The sequence below is a fragment of the Kribbella sp. NPDC020701 genome, assembly GCF_055562215.1.
The window spans coordinates 16,068-32,709 of record NZ_JBVHFT010000009.1 but is presented as its reverse complement, the minus strand read 5'-3'; the positions used below and the strand labels follow the sequence as shown (position 1 = coordinate 32,709).

Below are 16,642 nucleotides of genomic sequence, written 5' to 3'. Positions count from 1 at the left end.
GCTGTACCGCGGCTGGATCGAGGTCTAATCTCGGAGAGGGCAAATCTGACTGCGCACGTCGGGGGGACGGGATGGCGCTGCGGACGGGCATGCCGACCATGCGGCTTGCGCTGTTGAGGGGCTTCGCCCTGTCCGAAGGCGGCCGCACCCTGGATCTGCCGCAGAACGCCGAGCGGCTGGTGACGTTCCTGGCTCTGAACGGCGGCGCACCCCGGCGCGACTATGTCGCCGGATCGTTGTGGCCGGAGTCGGCCGAGCTGAACGCCGCCGCGAATCTGCGGACGGCGGTCTGGCGGATCCAGCAGGCAGGTGACCGGGTGATCGAAGCCACCCGGTCGCGAGTCCAGCTCGCAGCCGACGTCAGGGTCGACCTCCGCGAAGCAACGGCCGTCGCGTTGGGCGTCGACAGCCGGGCGGAGCAGGAGACCGGAGCCGAGTTGCTGGACCTGCTGGACTCGGAACTGCTGCCGGACTGGTACGACGACTGGCTGCCTCCGCATCGAGAACGGTGGCGGCAGACCAGGCTCCACTCGCTGGAGAGTCTGGCGCTGCGGATGGCGCGGGCCGGCCGATTCGCCGTGGCGGTCGACGCGGCGCTGGCCGCCGTCCGGGCCGAGCCGCTGCGCGAGAGTGCGAACCGTTGCCTGATCGAGGTGCACCTGGCCGAGGGCAACGTCTACGAGGCCAGGCGGGTGCTGGAGCTGCATCGGCAGGCGATCCGGGCCGATCTCGGCATCGACCCGTCGCCTCAACTGGTCGCCCTGGTCAACGGTTCGCGGCACAACGGAGCGTTGACGATGCGTTGACGGGGACCGAGGACCGTTGTCGCAGGGGGCGGTACCTGTCCGTCCCGGGGCTGGGGGGAACCAGCATGGGCATCGAGCGGCGAGCCGGCCGGTCGTGATGGATCCTGTCGACCAAGTCCTGCTGCGACTCGCGGACCCCGCTGCCCGACCCACCGTCCTCGATGCCGACGCGCTGCTCCAGCTCGCCATCACCTGCTATGCCGTCGACCCCGCGACCGTGACCGGCGCGACGACGGCCATCTACGACCGGCTCGACCTGGCAGTCGCGCTCCCGGTGCAGACCTCCCTCACCGCCCGGTTGATGCGCGCCGGTGACGCCCTCCCCTGGGACGTCACCGCGGCCTGGGACACCGGCCGACCATCCACCCCCGGTGCGGATGCCGTCATGGTCGGCAGTCTGGTGGTCCGTACCGCGGGGCTGGGTGGGCTGATCGAGGCGGTCGAGGTGACCGAGGCCCCGGCCGAGGCGCACTTCAACGCCGCGCTCGACATCCAGTTGCAGCTGAGTGCGCCGTCGAACGGCGCGGGAGCTCCGCCGCTCGTCCTGCCGGTCGTCGTCGCGTTCCTGGTCGACGACGGAACCTCTCCGCGCGACCTGTTGCGTGCCACCGCTGTCGCCCGCCGGGTCGCCCGTACCTATCCGTCGCCGTCGCCGCCGGACGACGCACCGGCCCGCCTCGTCGATCGCGCCGTCTGCTGGGTCGTCCCCGCCGCGGCCTTCGAGGACGACGGCTGGCCCGGCGGTACGACGGCCGACGAGCGGCTGGCCGCCGCCCGCGCGTGGCTCGGCCCGCAAGGCATTGCTGTCGTCGTCACCTGAGCATCCGTACCACCCACCCGAACTCCGGAGGACCGCATGAGCACCCTGGTGCAACCGGCGTACCCCTACGTGAACGTGACCATCGACACGAGTGCCCTGGTCCCGGCCGCGCAACGGAATCCCGGCGTCGTCGCCGTGGTCGGCAACGCGGCGTCCGGGGCGTCCGCGCCCGCCGGGACACCGATCGAGGTCACCGACCACGCGTCGATCATGAGCTCGTTCGCCAGTGGTACGACGGCCAACGCCCTGACCCAGAGCCTGGATCTCGTGCTGGCCCAGGACCCGCGGCCGAGCAAGGTGTACGGCGTCCGCACGGGAACCGCCGACAACTACGCCGGCGCGCTGGCCGGTCTCGACGCCGCGGACGACGTCACGTTCGTCGCTCTGGCCGGCGAGACCACCGTCGGTACGGCGACCAGCGGCGCGACCGCGGCCACCGGGCTGATGGCACTCAAGGAACACGTCGAGAACGCGTCGGCCGCGGGCAGCAAACGGATCGCGGTCGCGATGATCGACCCGGCCACACCGCGATCACCGACGTACGTGACCGACGTACTGGCCACGGACAACCCGCTGCGCAGTGCGTCCGGCCGGATTGTCCTCGTCGCCGCCCGCGGCGCCACCCTCGACCCGACCAGTACGACGGCGACCGCCGACGCCGCCGCGGCCGTGATGGGCGCGATCGCCGGCTACCCGCCGGGGACCAGCGTGGTGCTCAAGCAGGTCCGCGGTTTCACGATGCCGGTGACGGGTCAGTACACGCCGGCGGAGATCACCGGCCTCGCGGGGGAAGGCGTCATCCCGCTCGTCGACCCCGCGCTGATTCCCGGGTCCGGGCTGTACCTCGGCGACGGCGGGCTGTTCTCCAGCGACGCGGCCCGCAACTACGTCGACCTGGTGACGTTGCTCGACCAGCTCGAGTTCGCGCTGCGGGCCGGGTTGATCGGGGCCATCGGCGACACCGGGATCACCAAGGCGGGACTGACCGCGGTCCGGGTTCGGATCGAAGGCATCGTCGGGCCGTTCGTGGCGTCGGCCGCGATCGACTCGTTCGCGGTGTCGATCCCGTTGCTCGCGATCCTGTCGGTCCCCGAGAACGCCCGCGACGCCGCCGACGCCGCGCGACTCGTCACCGCCCGGCAGACCCGGCGGGTCGACGTGACGCTGCTCGTCGAGATCGCCGCCACCATCCACCAGCTCAACGTGACGTTGCAGCCGCACTTCTGAGACAGGAACAGCGATGACCATCACGCAGTCCGACTGGAAGACCCGGCTCGGCGTCCGCTTCACCGTCGACGGCAACGAGACCCGCGTCTTCCTCGCCCAGTCCTACGTGCCCACGTTCGGTACGAGTGCGGAGCCGCTGCACTCGATCGAGCGCACCCACGTCGGCGTGGTCGCGACCCCGCAGTCGTTGACCTTCACGCTGTCCGTCACCGCGATCGGTCCGGCCGCGGCCGAGCTCACAGCGCTCGCGTTGCGCGGCGATCCGTTCGACATCGTCCTCCTCGAGCAGGAGGGCGACGACTGGTCCTTCTCCACCATCGTGCTGGAGCAGTGCTACATCACCAGCGCCGCACCGGGGTCGGCCACCGTCAGCGGTGCGCCGGTCGCCACCTTCTCCGGCTTCTCCCTCGCCGCCGCGGTCACCGACAACGCCGGCACGACCACGAAGGCACCGCAGTAGAGGAGAGTCGTCATGGACGAGCCGAGCATCGTCGAGCGCACGGGTCTGGTGCTGCTGAGCCAGGGCGAGCTCGTCGTCCCCGCGCCGGACAGTGAGGCCGTTCTCGCCCGGGTCCGCGACGACGGGCTCGTGCTCGAGTTCCCGGTCGAGGTGGAGATCCGGATCATCCCCGCCTGTGACCCCGACGACCACGTCGACGCGACGCTGGCCCAACTCACCGCGGCCCTCGAGGCGCTGACGTGACGACGGTACGGATGCCGGTGCGGGTGCGTGTCGAGGTCACCGCGGACCGGGTCGACGACGAGCTGGTCTGGACGGTGACGGATGCCGTCGACGCCGCGCTCGGCCGGGCAGTCGATCGGGCGCTCACCGTGCGGGCCGTTCGCGAGGCGCCGGCCGGCCCGCCGGTGACCGCAGCCATCAGCTTCAGCGGTGACCCGCTGCCCGACCAGGTGTCCGGCGCCCTCGAGCGGTCGTTGCTGACCAGCATCGACCTCGCGGCGGCTCGCCTGACCCGGAGTGCGCCGGTGGCGGGCGACGAGGAGGTTCGTTCCGGCGCGGGGGAGGCCCGTGACGACGACCGGGTGGTGTTCGGCGAGGCCGGTGACGCCTATCGGGTTCCGTACTACGACCGGCACGCGGATCCGATCGACGTACGCCTGCACGGCTTGCCGCAGGACAGCGGTTCGGCCGAGCGCCGGCCGCCGCCACAACGGCTGCGCAGGTTCAAGGACTTCCGGGAGATCGGGGAAGCGGTCCTTCGGCGTTCCGGCGGAGTGCCGCCGGAGCAGATCGCCGTCATCGGTGCGCCCGCCACCGGCGACGCAGCGTTCGTCGCGTTCGTCGAGTTCGACGGCGGGCAGGTGCGGGTGGACGCCCTACCGCTCGCGGTGTGGGACTTTCCGGGCGGCAACCGGCGCGCCGAGCTCGCGAACGTGAACTTCGTCCGTGCGGACCGGTGGAGTTTCTACGGGCAGGCCAGTGGCGAGGCGCAGGTGCGGGACCTCCTCGTCGAGGCGATGATGCTGGACCTCCTGCGCGAGTCTCCGGGCGTTGACCAGGCCGACCTGAAACGCCAGGCCCTGCAACGGATCAAACGACTTCCGGCCCGTACCAGCGACACGCTGTACCTCTATCAGCTGACCTCCGGAGGCGAGCCGGTCTGGATCGGTGAGGCCGACCCGAAGTTCCCGCGCGGACCGCTCGACGTGCTCGTGCTGACCGAGGACGACCCCGACGAACCGGAGGACAAGTACGGCAACTGTCCACCGCTCGATGCCGAGGAACCCTTCACCTGGCTGAGCATGCTGGGCCTCCTGCACGACGCGCCGTCGACGCCCGGCACGCCGTTCCTCGGCGAGCCCGCGATCGAACTGTGGCCGCCCACGATCTCTGCCCGGCTGACCCGGAAGGTGGCACAGGTCGCGAGCATGCTGCACATGTCGCCAGGCCCGTACGTCGGCGGCTTCCTGATCGGCGCGATGGCCCACATCGACCGCAACTGCCGGATCCTCACCAGCAACCGCGCTCCGATGTCACCACAGCTGCGCACCATGGCCGCGGCCTTCGGTCCGATCAAGGAGCTGGAGCGCGAGTACGTCACGATCATGCTCAGCCAGGACGACCGGCGAGCCTTGCCGTGCCCAGTCGCGGGGCAGTCCGAAACCTGGGTACTACGTTTCGCCGAGGTACTCGGTTCCGCGCGGGACGACGCGGTGGCCTCGATGTTCGTCACGCAGTGCCAGGACGTCCTTCTCCAGGTGCTCTTCGCCAGTGGACACGAGCTGTCCAACCGGGCCAACAACTTCGCGTCGTACATGTCGCTGACCCGGATGCTGCTCACCGTCATGCTGGCCGACGTACCCGACCTGATGACGCTGCGGGAGGCGCTGATCGGCGAGTTGCGGCGCGAACGCGCGATCGCGATGGCCTCGACCTCGGTGGGTGGTCCGCTCGCGGCCGGCTGGGTCCGGATGACCGGTTCACTGATCGACTCGATGGTCGAGGAGCCCGTCTCCCGTGAGCCCGAGGCCGGTACGGTCAAGCCGTTCAAGGGCGGCCCGCGGGTGTACGACGGCAAGGGCCGGTGGTGGACGCTCGCCGAGCTGGACGCGGTGATCTCGACCCAGCGTCAGCAGGTGACGAGCATCGACCCGGTCCTCGACAAGGTGTCCGAGGTCGACGATCTGGTCCGCAAGCTCAAGGCCGCGCAGGTGCTCGACGCTTATGCCTCGACCGCGGCCGGCCACGCCCTCACCACCGCGGTCGACGACATCTTCCGGGACCTGCTGACCGACCTGATCCAGGAGAACGACCGCTGGCAGCGCAAGGCGGCCACGGACCGGAAGTACGCCTTCGGCCTGGCGAACTTCACCCGCTCCGACGAGCGAGCCGATTCCGACATCGGCGCCAAGCTGACGGGCATCCACAAGATCGCGGACGAGCAGCTCCGGCCGGCCTTCACCGATCCCGAGGCGTACCTGAACGGCATGCGGCGCCTCGCTGCCGTGGAGATCGGCAAGGCGGAGCTCTCGGAGATCCTCAACCTGGTCGGGCTGACCGTGCTGGCCATCTTCTGCGCGCCGCTCGCGTTCGCGGTCGGAGTGATCCAGGCCGCGGAAGGTCTGCACACCGCGTTCGAGCACCGCGACCTGCAGCGCGCCATGCTCAACGCCGACGAGATCCTGTCCAAGGCCCAGGTCGAGGCCGAGATGTGGGCGGCGGTCATCAACGCGGCGCTCACCGTGCTGCCCGAGGTGCCGGCGCTGGCTCGTGGCGCCCGGACCGCGGGGCGGGCGCTGGTCAAGGGCGAGGCGACCGAGCTGGCGGCGGCCGCGACCCGGCAGGCGATGCGGGACATCGCCAAGCGGCTCGCCGAGATGAGCCTGGAGCACTTCACGATGCGGTTCACTAAGGAGTTGACGCAGGCGTACCTGATCAACCTGGCGCTCTCGAAGGCGATGAACCGGATCGCCGACGCGGTCGCCTACCAGGTGTCCGTCACCGGTGAGGCCTCGGTCGGCGACGCGTTCGACGTACTGGACCGGGCGATCCAGGGACCGTCGACGGGAGGGACGCAGTGAACTTCAGGATCCGGGGCCATCCCAGCGAGATCCGGGTCCGGGTCGCGCTGGAGGGTCATCCCGTCGTCGAGACCTTCGCCCGGCGCTTCGGAGTGGACCGGGAGCATGCGCAGACCGTGGTCACCGAGTCCGTGCTCGACGCGATGGATCTGCTCGGGTCGGCGTACGTCACCAAGATGACGCGGGTCGTCAGCCGGATGACCCAGCTGCGGGAAGCCATCCACTTCGTGTACGAGAAGGTGCTCAACGGTTCGACCGAGGCGCTCGACCGAGTCGAGCTGGTCCGGCGTTTCGAGGAGCTGCATGCCGAGACCAGGCAGCTGGCCGATCCGAAGACGTGGGCCGAGCGCGAAGGCGCCGCAGTGGAACCACTCCCGCCGATCCCACATTCAGCGCCGCCACCCGTCGAGCCCGTGACCCCGCCGGTCACCGTGGAACCTGTGGCGCCGGTGAAGCGAGCGCCGTCGCGCCGGCGCGCAGAGCCGCAGTACCCGGGAGCGCGCCCCGGCCTCGAGGGCAAGCCGACCCGGGCGCCCCGCGAAGGGGAACCCGTCCGGGGCAGCCGGAGCGGGGGGAAGTGGCGTGAGGAGGTCAAGCGCACCGGCGACATCACACTCGAGCTGGACGTCGACGGCCTGTACTGGAAGTTCCCCGACCTGGAAGAGGGCGTCGTCCTGCACTTTCCCGAGTACGGCTACCGGGTCTGGAAGGAGCCGGGCACGGGGACGATCGTCGAGGAACTGCTGGCCGGTCCGAGCGTCACGAAGGCCCGGCGGTTCACCCGTGGCGAGGATGTCTTGTTCACCGCCGCGGACGTGAGTGAGGCCTACCGCGCGGCCGGGACCGAGCGAGCTCATGGCGCGGGTTCGCCGGGGCTCGGTTTCGATGCGCCGTACGGCGTCGCCCACGCGGTACGGCGGATCAACCAGTGGCTGGAGAACCGCGGAGTCGAGCAGTGGGTCCGCAACCTGCGGGACAACGCCGAGCCGGGCGTGGAGTACCTGTGGACGACCCGGACCAAGAAGAGCGGTCAGACCCTGGCGAACCGCGAGTACACGATCAGCGCGGTCGTCGACGGACAGATCATCGAGCTGTACGTCTTCGAGACGAGCGTGCCGGCCGGCTCCCCGCCGGGCGACGCCACCGTCCAGTTCGATCTCGTCGGAGTCTCGCCGGCCGCGGAGCTGTACGGCGCGCCGCTGACCAAGGAGAGCCGGGCCGCGCTGGAAGGCGCGGCGGAGTCGGGGCAACCCGGTCAGCCGCCGATCGAACGGGTCGAGCCGCCGGAGGTTCTCGTCGACGCACTCAAGCGGAGCACACGGACGACGCCGGAGCTCTCGCACCCTGCGGTGGCCCGGACCGGCAAGCGGATCGAGGCGCTGACGAAGCTGCTCGACGGAAAGTTGCTGAGGCACGCGCTGGGTTCGGAGGACGTCCAGTTGGTCGAGGCCATCGACGCGCTGACCAACGCGGTCCAGGATCTCCATCGCGAGATCACGACGACGGCTCCGGACGCCGCGCGGCTCGCCCGGATCGACGCGGCGATCAAGGCGTTCGCCGGTCGTGCGGCCCGCTGGACCGATCACGTGACCGCTGCCGACGTACGGGCATTGGTTCGTCAGCTCAAGGCACTGCGTGGGGAGCAGTGAGATGACCAGCAGCTTCGCGCCGTACCTGCACACGCCGAGTGCGGTCCTGTTCGACGGCGTCATACCCGTACCGCTGTGGGCCGTGACACAGATGTCGATCGACTCGACCTTCTCGGTCCCGGCGGTCGGCGGGACGAGCCGGCGGGTCGCGTTGCCCGCGCACGACGACACGATCGGACTGAGCGCGGTCCTGATCGGGCCGTTGCGGATGGAGTGGAAGATCGCGCTGGAGAACATCGCGGAGGCGAGCCGCTACGGTACGGCGCTCTCCCCGAAGACCGGTGGCATCGGGACCGGGCTGGTCCTGGTCTCGAGCGCGACGGTGCGGACCAACCTGGCCGTTCAGTCGCTGTCGTTCAGCTTCACCGCAGCCCGCCGCGACACGATCGACCTGACCATGCGGCTGATCCACCTGCCGCCGCCGGGCAGCCTGACCCGGCTGATCGACGTCACCGCGATCGGGGTCGGCGCACTCACCGACGTCCTGCCGTTCTGAGGCCGGCCGATGACCCAGCTTCCCGCCTTCGTCACCCGGCCGCTGATCGACGCGTACGCCGATGCGCTGCCGCCGGTCGTACCCCCGCCACCGGTCACGCCTGGCACGGTCCTCGAGTCCGCGCTGACGGACGGCGTACCGTCCCGCCTCGCTCTCGACGCGTCCCGCACCCTCGTGCTGGCGGTTCCGGTCGGGGTCGCCCGGGTCCTGCTGGACGCCGACCCGCTCACCGTCGTCTGGGACGACCTCACCGCCGGTACGTCGTCCGACCGGACACCGGTCGACCTGCCCCGGCCACGACTCACGCTGCTCGTCGGCGAACGGATCGCGGACACCGCCGTGGTGATCGAGCACCGGCCGATCCAGTTGGCCGACCACGGCCGGGCGCAGGTCGAGGTGATCGTCGACCGTCTGGTCCTGACCGCGGCGACGCTGCGTTCTCCTGGACCGTCCGGCGCCCGGCTCGTTCTGCGCTGGCGCGACCTGCTCGTCGCGGACGACCTCGGCCCGGCACCGACGTCCGGAGACCCGGCTCTCGACCTGGTACGGAGGAGCACGCGATGACCACGACAAGCCTGTCCGGTCCGCTTGGCAGCCCGGGTCGCGACGTCACCCCGGGAACCCTGCCGACGTGGGCACTGGTGTTCTCCGATGACGCCGCCAACGGGTCCCGGCTCCTGACCATCTCCGCGGATACGTACGACGGCAGTGTTACGGCCACACTGCCCGCGGACCTGTCCGGTGGGCGGTACGAGGTAGTGGTCGAGGGTCTCACCGACGAGGACTACCAACGCATCCGGCGACCCGCTGGGGATCACCTGCGTGCCGAGTTGCACCTGTGGTGGAAGGACTCCGGCTCCGGCGTCCTCGCGGACCTGACCCGTGCGGCCGGGCTGACCGATCTGCTCGGCGGCGCGACCGAGTCTCCGCCGGCCGACAGCCTGGTGGCGGTGATCCGGGTCGACACGCTGCGGCGGCAGGCGGGGGAGCGACGCATCGACACGATCATCAGCGGGCGGGAGCTGGTCTTCGCTCGGCTCGGTGAGGCAGTGGTCCGGGGCCTCTGCTACACGTCGCTCGAAGCGGCCGCTCAGGACATCGCTCGCGTTGCCGGAGTCCCCGTGGTGACGCATGGACTGAAGAACCTCACGCCGGCGGCGGATGAGAAGAACTTCGCCGATGTCCGTCCGGGGGCGGCGCTCGAGGCGATGCGGACGGTGCGATCCCAGGCTGCGGCGTCGCTCGGCCGGCAGGGCCTGTCCGCGGCGGTCGCGCGGGACGGCGTACTGCATGTGGGGCTGTGGACGGCCACCGATGCGGGCAGCACACGGCTCGGCAACGAGCGGGTGCTCGACGCGTCGGGTGGCCTGCTCGCGGTCACGCGCGGCGCCGACGCCGACGCACCGGTACCGGACGCGGCGGGCAAGCAGACGGCCAAGCCACGCGCGACCGTGACCGCGACCTGCCTCGGTCGGCCCGATCTGAAGCCAGGCGACATCGCGAAGATTCCACTGCCTCCGGACGACTTCCCGACCGCGGTGCCGGCCGGGCGCGGGCTGCCGCTGCTGAACGATGTGGCGGACCTGTTCGGTGCGGGGGCGGGCTCGACGGCCGGATCGCCCTGCCTGGTGACCGGAGTGACCCATCGGCTCTCGGTTCGGCAAGGCTTCGTGACGATCGTCCGCGCGGCTGTTCTGCGCGACGACAAGGACGACGGCTGGGATCCTGTCCCGCCGCCCCGGCACGACGACGTGCACGCCGAACAGGACGCGGTCCGCGGTAGTGTGCCGGCCGACAAGGCTGCTGGCGCAGCCGGAGCTGTCCGTGGGGTCGCGCGTGCGGTGGCTCGTGGCAGTCGGGCCCTTCGCCTCCTGGTCGGTCAGATCCGGGCCCATCCCGCCGGTCCGGGCAACTCGCCCGACCAGACGAGCAGCGACATCTGGTACTCCCAGGCTCCGGACGACGGCCGGCCGGCGGCGGTACGACGGCTCCCGGTGACTCCCGATCAGCACGGCGAGCTGCGGCAGGTGCCGGTCGTGACTCCGTTCGCGTTCGGCGGGTACGGCCTCGTCCTGCCCCGCTACCCGGGTGAACGGGTGCTGCTCGCGGACACCGGTGGCGGCCAGGACGTCGTCGACCTCGGCAGCGTGTGGGACGAGGACAGGACGCCACCCGCCGAGCCGGGTGACTGGTGGCTGCTCCTGCCGGTGGCCGTGCCGACCGACGACCTCGAGGCCGGGGAGGAAGCGGCACCGCCCGCCGACGGCTTCGCGAGTCACGATCTCACCGACGCCGACGGCCGCCGGATCGTGGAGGTCAGCGGTCTGACTCTGCGGGTGGCCGACGTACTGCGGAAGACCAGCGAACGCCCGGATCCGGGCCAGGCCGGGGTCGTGATCCTGGAAAGCACCAAGGGCGGGAAGACGGCGCGGATCGAGTTGCACGATGACGGCACCATCGCGATCACGGGCACCGGGATCACCCTGGACGCCGGCACCGGCGACATCACCCTGAAGGCGGCCGACGTGAAGGTCTCCGTCACCGGCACGATGGACGTGAGCTGATGGCCCGCCCGAAGGTCGTCGTCAAAGATGGCAACCTCACCTGCACACACACCGGGAAGCGGAGTCTGACCGCGCCGGGTGTGAAGCTCACCGTCGGCACGTCGCCGGTGATCCCGCTGGCGACGGTCCCCGGCGCCGCGCCGTACCAGAGCTGCACGTTCGCTCATCCCTGCATCTCCACCGTCGTCACCAGCACGGGCTCCGGCAAGCTCACCGTCGGTGGCAAACCGGTGCTGCTCGACAGCGACACGGTCAACTCCGTGAACGACGTACCGACAACCTTCCCGGCCACGGTCATCCCTGGCCAGTCCAAGCTGACCGCCTCGTGAGGACGCCATGAGCCCGATCACCCCCAGCACGCCCGACGGTACGTCATCCGACGAGGCGGTCCGGCGTCGCCGGCTGCTCGGTGCCGGTGTCCGCGCCGACCTCGTCGATCCCTCGGACCTCGCCCGCGACGTGAGCCTGCGCAGTACGCCGGGCGGCGTGGACCTCGACGTCGTCGAGGGACTCGACGCGCTCAGCCAGGACCTCGCCGTCGGCCTCACCACCTTGCGGGGCAGCGATCCGTTCAACGCGCGCTTCGGCTTCCTGGGGCTCGGTCCGCTGGCCGAGCAGACCTCGCCCGCGATCGCGCGGGAAGCGTTGCGCAGCGCGGTCGCGCAGGTCGTCGCGGCTGACCCGCGGATCCGCCGGATCACCCAACTGACAGCGAGTACGCCGTCGGGCGGCAGCCGTGCGCTGGATGTCACGGTGTCGTTCGAGGCGATCAGCGACGCCGGTGCCACCCTCACCGTGGCCGGGCTCGGCCCGCAGGCGGCCGGATCTGCGGATGGACAGGAGGACGGACAGTGAGCGACGACGCGAGTCTGGACCTGACCCAGATCCTGGCGGTTGACGACGCGGTCAGCCGCTCGACCGGTAGCGACGGCTTCGGCGTGACCGACGCGGGTTTCCTGCCGAAGCCGTTCACCCGGTTGCTCGCAGAGAAGATCGCGCTGGCCCGGCAGCTGATCGACGACGACCTCGACCTGTCCAGCGGCAGTGTGCTGCGCAAGCTGCTGGAGATCAGCGCGCTCGAGGACTCGCGGACCTGGGCCGCACTCGGCGCGCTGTACGACGACGGCTTCGTGAGCACCGCGCGCGGCCGGGCGCTCAGCGACCTGGGTGCCGAGCTCGGACTCGACCGCCCGTTCCTCGCGGCCTCCGGTCAGGTCACGCTCACCGTGGCCGGCGCACTCCCGGACGGCATCGACCAGCTCGTCCTCCCGCGCGGCAGCCGGATGAGCACGTCCGGCGGTCACCGGGTCGCGCTGGCCGCGACGGCGACACTCACTCGGCGGACTACGTCGCTGCCCGCGGCCGTGGTGAGCTTCGACCCCGGTCCGGCCGGGAACCTGGACCCTGCGGTGACCGATGCCGCTAACAACCATCCGCAGCGGATCGACCGCTGGGAAGTTGCCGACAGCAAGCTTTCCGCGCTGCTCGCGGCCGACACCGCGGCCGGTCTGCCCGCCGGTGCGTCGGCCGCCGGCCAGGGATTGGTCCGCATCGAGCACACTGTCGCTCTGACCGGGGGCGAACAGCACTGGGACGACGACCGGTACCGCGCGCTGGTGCTCGGCGCGCCGCGCTCGGTCTGGTCCACCGACGCCATCGCCACGACAGTCTCGCTGATCCCGGGGGTCCGGCAGGTCAGTGTCCGCGACGGCTGGGGTGGCATCGACCTGTCCCAGTCCGTCTTCGGTGACTTCACCTTCCTCGAGCGACTGTTCGCAACCGATCGCGACCTCGCCTCGCCGTACTTCGTCAGCGTGCTCGTCGCACCCACAGAGGCGGCCGTGTTCGACGGGCCGAATGGATTGCGCGCATCCGTCGAGGCCGCCATCCGGGACGTCCGGCCGGTCGGGGTGTTCCCGGATGTGGTCGAGGCCGACCAGGTGTTCGTCGGCGTCCAGGCCGACATTGTGACAACCGGTCTCGCTCTTCCGGCCGGGAGTACGGCGAGCACGAACTCGAGCCCGTCGGCGCTGGCGCTGAAGGGCCGGCTCGCGGACCGCCTGCACCGCGTCGTCGGCCGGCTCCGGATGGCCGAACCGGTCCGGTCCGCGGCGATCACCGCCGCCCTGATGTCCGAGCCCGGCATCACCGATGTCGTCCAACTCCGGCTGGTCAGATTCCCACCGCTGGTCGACACGGTCGGCAGTACGACTGACGGCGGCGACGGCCCGCAGGTGCTCGGAGCCGACGAGAACCTCAGTCTCGGTGCCGACCAGATCGCGGTTCTGGTCGATACCCCGGACCTGCTGACGGTGCGGTGAGCCGGCCATGACAGCTGATCTGCTCGCTCAGGTCATGGAGCCCGGCGCCGGGTCACTGGCTGCGGTTGCCCGCGAACTCGTCGGTCCGTTGGCGGGTGCGGCGACTCCGCAACCCTTGCCCTGGGACGGGCAGACTGCGCGGGTAACCGTCCCGGCCGGCAGCCGGTACGCCGTACTGCTGGTGACACTGCTGGCGGACATCGAGCGGGACCAGTTCGTCGTCGTACCGCGGGTCCTGCTGCCGGCGCCGGCCACGAACCAGCCTGCGGCCACGTTCGCCGAGTGGAGTCAGGCAGGGAGCAGTCTGCCTGGGTATGTCCCGTCGGTGGACGCATCCGGCGTGGCACCGCAGCTTCGGCTCTCGCTGACTGCGACCCGGATCGCGGCGGACGGCACGACCACGCAACTGTCGCCTGCCGACGTCCGCGGTCTGCTGCGGATCGATCTCGTCCAGGGGCTGACCGGCCGAGTGATGACCGCGGTGCTGGCGGAGAAACAGCGGTTGCGGCGGAGCGCGCGCGAGATCGCCGCGATGCGGACGCTGGCCGAAGCGCGCGGGAACGCCCTCGATCGCCTCGGGTCGGACCTCAGCTGTCCTCGGTTCGCCGACGAGCTGGTGTGGGACGCCGAGCGGCGCTCACCGGCGACTCAGCCGCTGTCGCCACCGGGTCGCCTCGAGGACGACGCGGAGTACCGCGCCCGACTGGGCTTGTTGCGCGGCTGGCGGTCGCCGACGTCGTCCTGGGTCGAGGACGTCCTCAACAACGCCCCCGGCCCTGGCCTGCCTGGACCAGTCGGGGTCAACGAGCTCCGCAATCCGATCCACCTCGCTTTCCGGTTGGTCGCGCCGAACTCCCCGGGCCGCCGGACCGAGCTGCTGCAGACCGTTCGCCAGGTGCATCTGATCTGGCCGGCCGGCAGCGCGGACGGCGACGCGGCGCACGCGGGTCGGCTGCTACCGCAACGGGTGCAGGAGCGAGTGACTGCGACTCGCGCGTCCATGGCGCGGTGGGGGTTACCCGACCATCAGCCGCTTTCACCAGGGCTGGCGGGTGCGTTGGAGTTGGTCGAGGCCCGCTGTGATCAGTTGGCGGCACAGCCTTGGACCGCGATCGTCGAGGGGCAGAACGACGACGGCGGCTCGCGGTTCGAGCTCGGACTCGGGGCACTGTTGTCAGCACCCGTCCCGGCTGTCCTGGATTCAGCGATCGCAGCCGCCGAGGCGCTGGCCGACCCAGGTCTCGTGCCGCAGCCACGGTCGGTCGACCCGGCCGGCGCGTGGCTCTTGAATGCGTGTGGACTGCGCACCGCTGAGCTGACACCAGATGGGACCGTGTTCGTCAGCACACTGCCGATGGGACCTCTGGTCATCGATCTGGAGCCCGGCCCGGACGCACCGGTGCCCCTGACCGCCACGGCTAGCCTCGCCGGCGCCACGGACACGCAGTACGACGCTCCGCTGGCTGCTGTGGTCGCAGCGATGGCGGCCCGTCAGCTCTCCGCTGTCGACGTGTCGGGTCCGCTGTCCGGTGCGCAGCCTGCCTCGACCTTCCCGGACCTCACGCAGCGGCTAGCGCATCTCGGCGTACCGACTGCTGAACAGGTGGATGGATTCGGGCGCCAGCTCGGTGCGGTGTCGACGCGGTTGTTCGCGGCGTTCGACCTCGGACCGGACGGCACTGCGGCGATCACTGCGAATCCGGAGCAGCTCACTGCCACGCTGACGGCCGCTGCGGCGGCGGGGGCGAGCAGTGTGGTCGCGTTCATCAGTTCCGTCGACAACGTCGTACTGGTCCTGGGTGTGACCGGACTGCCGCTTGCCGGAAGCAACCTGGCCGCGCGGCAGACCGTGCTCTATCGGTGGGAGTCGCGAGGCCTGGCAGGTAAGGCCGTCCGGCTGGATCCGCTGCGTGGACCGACCACGCAGATCTATGCGGCGGGATCGGGCATCAGCGTGGTGAGCTGCCTGGCTCATGTTCGCGGACTGGGGAACGACCCGTACGAGTGGAGTCCCTCGCTGCCAGAGGGATCGCTGCTCACCTTGCGTCAATACGAGCACCTGATGAACCTGATCGAGTTGGCGACGCCTGTCGGCGTGCGGGCCAACACGTGGGAGCTACGCCAGCGACACATCGACGTGGACGGCTCCGGTACGCCGTTCCCGCTCACCGCGGCCGCAGCCCGGACCTATCGGCACTACCGCACCGTACGTTGACCAGACGCCGCGCAGCGGCCGAGGAGGGACCCATGTCGAGCAACGACAGCAACGCCGAGGCGCCGTTGGTCTTCGGCGTACCGGCAAGCACGATCGCCGCCTCGCTGCGGGAGGCCGGCCTCACCGAGGATGCTGTCATCGCCGTCCTCGGCCAGGGGATCTCCCGCTCGGCACTGGCGGCCGGGGAGGCGGCTGCGGCCGCCGCGGCGACGGGCTTCACGTTCCAGGTGCAGATCTCCGAGACCGCGCCGGAGTGTGCGCTGACCTATGAACGGTTGTTCGTGCACCCGGACTTCATCGACGGCGTCACCGTCGTGCAGGCGGGGCAGACGCCGGACGAGATCGGGTTCAACGCCCGGTTCCACGCGCTCGAGGGGGAGTTCGACAGCATCTCCCGCGACCTGAGCATCTCGAGCAACTGTGTCGCCGAGTTGCGCCGGGAGCTCTTCCAGCTGACCCGCGAGCTGGAGGTGAAGATCACCGAGATCGACGCCCGGATCGCCGCGAAGGGCAAGGACAAGGACACCAAGGAGGGCAAGGAGTCCAAGGAGGGCAAGGAAGGCAAGGAGACGAAGGAGAAGGACTCCAAGGAGGGCAAGGACAAGGAGGGCAAGGACCACAAGGACGGTAAGGACAAGGACCACATCGACAAGGTCACCCACCTCGAGAAGCTGGTGGCGATCGAGAAGCAGCTCGACAATCCGATCATCGCGGGGGAGCCGGCGGAGCCTTCGGGGCGGGCGCGGACGTTCATCACGCTGGAGGACAGGCCGGACGTCGGCGCCTCGGCCCTCCAGGACGACGAACCACCTCCGCCACCCGCCAAGAAAGCACTCGCGAAGAAGGTGCCGGCGAAGAAGGCACCCGCCAAGAAGGCACCCGCGAAGAAGGCACCGGCGAAGAAGGCGCTCGCCGAGAAGATGACGGCTGAGAAGGCGCCCGCCAAGAAAGCGGCCGCGAAGAAGGCTGCGAAGAAGGCTGTCGAGTCGGGGGAGGGGTGA

Annotated in this window: 15 protein-coding genes; all 15 read left to right on the top strand. The window is 70.4% G+C overall.

What is annotated here, in order from left to right; translation table 11 throughout:
• Positions 1-71: 71 nt before the first annotated feature.
• The 15 genes from ACZ3HV_RS22005 to ACZ3HV_RS21935 all read left to right on the top strand — a co-directional run bounded on the left by ACZ3HV_RS22005 (position 72) and on the right by ACZ3HV_RS21935 (position 16,642).
• On the top strand, positions 72-806 hold the full coding sequence (locus ACZ3HV_RS22005) for an AfsR/SARP family transcriptional regulator (protein ID WP_465686836.1): 735 nt from the start codon (positions 72-74) through the stop codon (positions 804-806).
• Between the two features lie 97 nt (positions 807-903).
• Complete coding sequence (locus ACZ3HV_RS22000; protein WP_465686835.1) at positions 904-1,626, top strand: hypothetical protein; 723 nt, start codon at positions 904-906, stop codon at positions 1,624-1,626.
• A 36-nt stretch (positions 1,627-1,662) separates the two neighbouring features.
• Positions 1,663-2,853: a hypothetical protein gene (locus ACZ3HV_RS21995; RefSeq protein ID WP_465686834.1), complete on the top strand. Its 1,191-nt coding sequence runs from the start codon at positions 1,663-1,665 to the stop codon at positions 2,851-2,853.
• Positions 2,854-2,866: 13 nt separating this feature from the next.
• Positions 2,867-3,313 carry a hypothetical protein gene (locus ACZ3HV_RS21990; protein WP_360370245.1) on the top strand — a complete coding sequence of 149 codons (447 nt, stop codon included), beginning with the start codon at positions 2,867-2,869 and terminating at the stop codon, positions 3,311-3,313.
• A 12-nt stretch (positions 3,314-3,325) separates the two neighbouring features.
• Positions 3,326-3,556: a hypothetical protein gene (locus tag ACZ3HV_RS21985; protein ID WP_360370248.1), complete on the top strand. Its 231-nt coding sequence runs from the start codon at positions 3,326-3,328 to the stop codon at positions 3,554-3,556.
• Positions 3,553-6,396, top strand: coding sequence for a hypothetical protein (locus ACZ3HV_RS21980; protein ID WP_465686833.1), 2,844 nt, complete (start codon positions 3,553-3,555; stop codon positions 6,394-6,396). The genes ACZ3HV_RS21985 and ACZ3HV_RS21980 overlap by 4 nt, the downstream gene beginning before the upstream one ends.
• Complete coding sequence (locus ACZ3HV_RS21975) at positions 6,393-8,045, top strand: hypothetical protein (RefSeq protein WP_465686832.1); 1,653 nt, start codon at positions 6,393-6,395, stop codon at positions 8,043-8,045. The genes ACZ3HV_RS21980 and ACZ3HV_RS21975 overlap by 4 nt, the downstream gene beginning before the upstream one ends.
• 1 nt (position 8,046) lies before the next feature.
• Positions 8,047-8,541 carry a hypothetical protein gene (locus tag ACZ3HV_RS21970; protein WP_360370256.1) on the top strand — a complete coding sequence of 165 codons (495 nt, stop codon included), beginning with the start codon at positions 8,047-8,049 and terminating at the stop codon, positions 8,539-8,541.
• A gap of 9 nt (positions 8,542-8,550) precedes the next feature.
• Entirely contained in the window at positions 8,551-9,105 is a 555-nt protein-coding gene (locus tag ACZ3HV_RS21965) for a hypothetical protein (RefSeq protein ID WP_465686831.1), read from the top strand.
• The gene (locus ACZ3HV_RS21960; protein ID WP_465686830.1) at positions 9,102-11,105 is read left to right on the top strand and encodes a hypothetical protein; all 2,004 of its coding nucleotides are present in this window, start codon (positions 9,102-9,104) and stop codon (positions 11,103-11,105) included. The genes ACZ3HV_RS21965 and ACZ3HV_RS21960 overlap by 4 nt, the downstream gene beginning before the upstream one ends.
• Positions 11,105-11,434, top strand: coding sequence for a hypothetical protein (locus ACZ3HV_RS21955; protein WP_465686829.1), 330 nt, complete (start codon positions 11,105-11,107; stop codon positions 11,432-11,434). The genes ACZ3HV_RS21960 and ACZ3HV_RS21955 overlap by 1 nt, the downstream gene beginning before the upstream one ends.
• 7 nt (positions 11,435-11,441) lie before the next feature.
• The gene (locus ACZ3HV_RS21950; RefSeq protein ID WP_465686828.1) at positions 11,442-11,960 is read left to right on the top strand and encodes a GPW/gp25 family protein; all 519 of its coding nucleotides are present in this window, start codon (positions 11,442-11,444) and stop codon (positions 11,958-11,960) included.
• Positions 11,957-13,426: a hypothetical protein gene (locus ACZ3HV_RS21945; RefSeq protein ID WP_465686827.1), complete on the top strand. Its 1,470-nt coding sequence runs from the start codon at positions 11,957-11,959 to the stop codon at positions 13,424-13,426. Before ACZ3HV_RS21950 ends, ACZ3HV_RS21945 begins: the two co-directional genes overlap by 4 nt.
• A 7-nt stretch (positions 13,427-13,433) precedes the next feature.
• Positions 13,434-15,641, top strand: coding sequence for a hypothetical protein (locus tag ACZ3HV_RS21940; protein ID WP_465686826.1), 2,208 nt, complete (start codon positions 13,434-13,436; stop codon positions 15,639-15,641).
• Between the two features lie 32 nt (positions 15,642-15,673).
• On the top strand, positions 15,674-16,642 hold the full coding sequence (locus ACZ3HV_RS21935) for a hypothetical protein (RefSeq protein ID WP_465686825.1): 969 nt from the start codon (positions 15,674-15,676) through the stop codon (positions 16,640-16,642).

Coding starts and splice junctions, on each gene's coding strand:
- ACZ3HV_RS22005 (WP_465686836.1), top strand. CDS start 72: ATGGCGCTGCGGACGGGCATGCCGACCATGCGGCTTGCGCTGTTGAGG.
- ACZ3HV_RS22000 (WP_465686835.1), top strand. CDS start 904: ATGGATCCTGTCGACCAAGTCCTGCTGCGACTCGCGGACCCCGCTGCC.
- ACZ3HV_RS21995 (WP_465686834.1), top strand. CDS start 1,663: ATGAGCACCCTGGTGCAACCGGCGTACCCCTACGTGAACGTGACCATC.
- ACZ3HV_RS21990 (WP_360370245.1), top strand. CDS start 2,867: ATGACCATCACGCAGTCCGACTGGAAGACCCGGCTCGGCGTCCGCTTC.
- ACZ3HV_RS21985 (WP_360370248.1), top strand. CDS start 3,326: ATGGACGAGCCGAGCATCGTCGAGCGCACGGGTCTGGTGCTGCTGAGC.
- ACZ3HV_RS21970 (WP_360370256.1), top strand. CDS start 8,047: ATGACCAGCAGCTTCGCGCCGTACCTGCACACGCCGAGTGCGGTCCTG.
- ACZ3HV_RS21965 (WP_465686831.1), top strand. CDS start 8,551: ATGACCCAGCTTCCCGCCTTCGTCACCCGGCCGCTGATCGACGCGTAC.
- ACZ3HV_RS21960 (WP_465686830.1), top strand. CDS start 9,102: ATGACCACGACAAGCCTGTCCGGTCCGCTTGGCAGCCCGGGTCGCGAC.
- ACZ3HV_RS21955 (WP_465686829.1), top strand. CDS start 11,105: ATGGCCCGCCCGAAGGTCGTCGTCAAAGATGGCAACCTCACCTGCACA.
- ACZ3HV_RS21950 (WP_465686828.1), top strand. CDS start 11,442: ATGAGCCCGATCACCCCCAGCACGCCCGACGGTACGTCATCCGACGAG.
- ACZ3HV_RS21940 (WP_465686826.1), top strand. CDS start 13,434: ATGACAGCTGATCTGCTCGCTCAGGTCATGGAGCCCGGCGCCGGGTCA.
- ACZ3HV_RS21935 (WP_465686825.1), top strand. CDS start 15,674: ATGTCGAGCAACGACAGCAACGCCGAGGCGCCGTTGGTCTTCGGCGTA.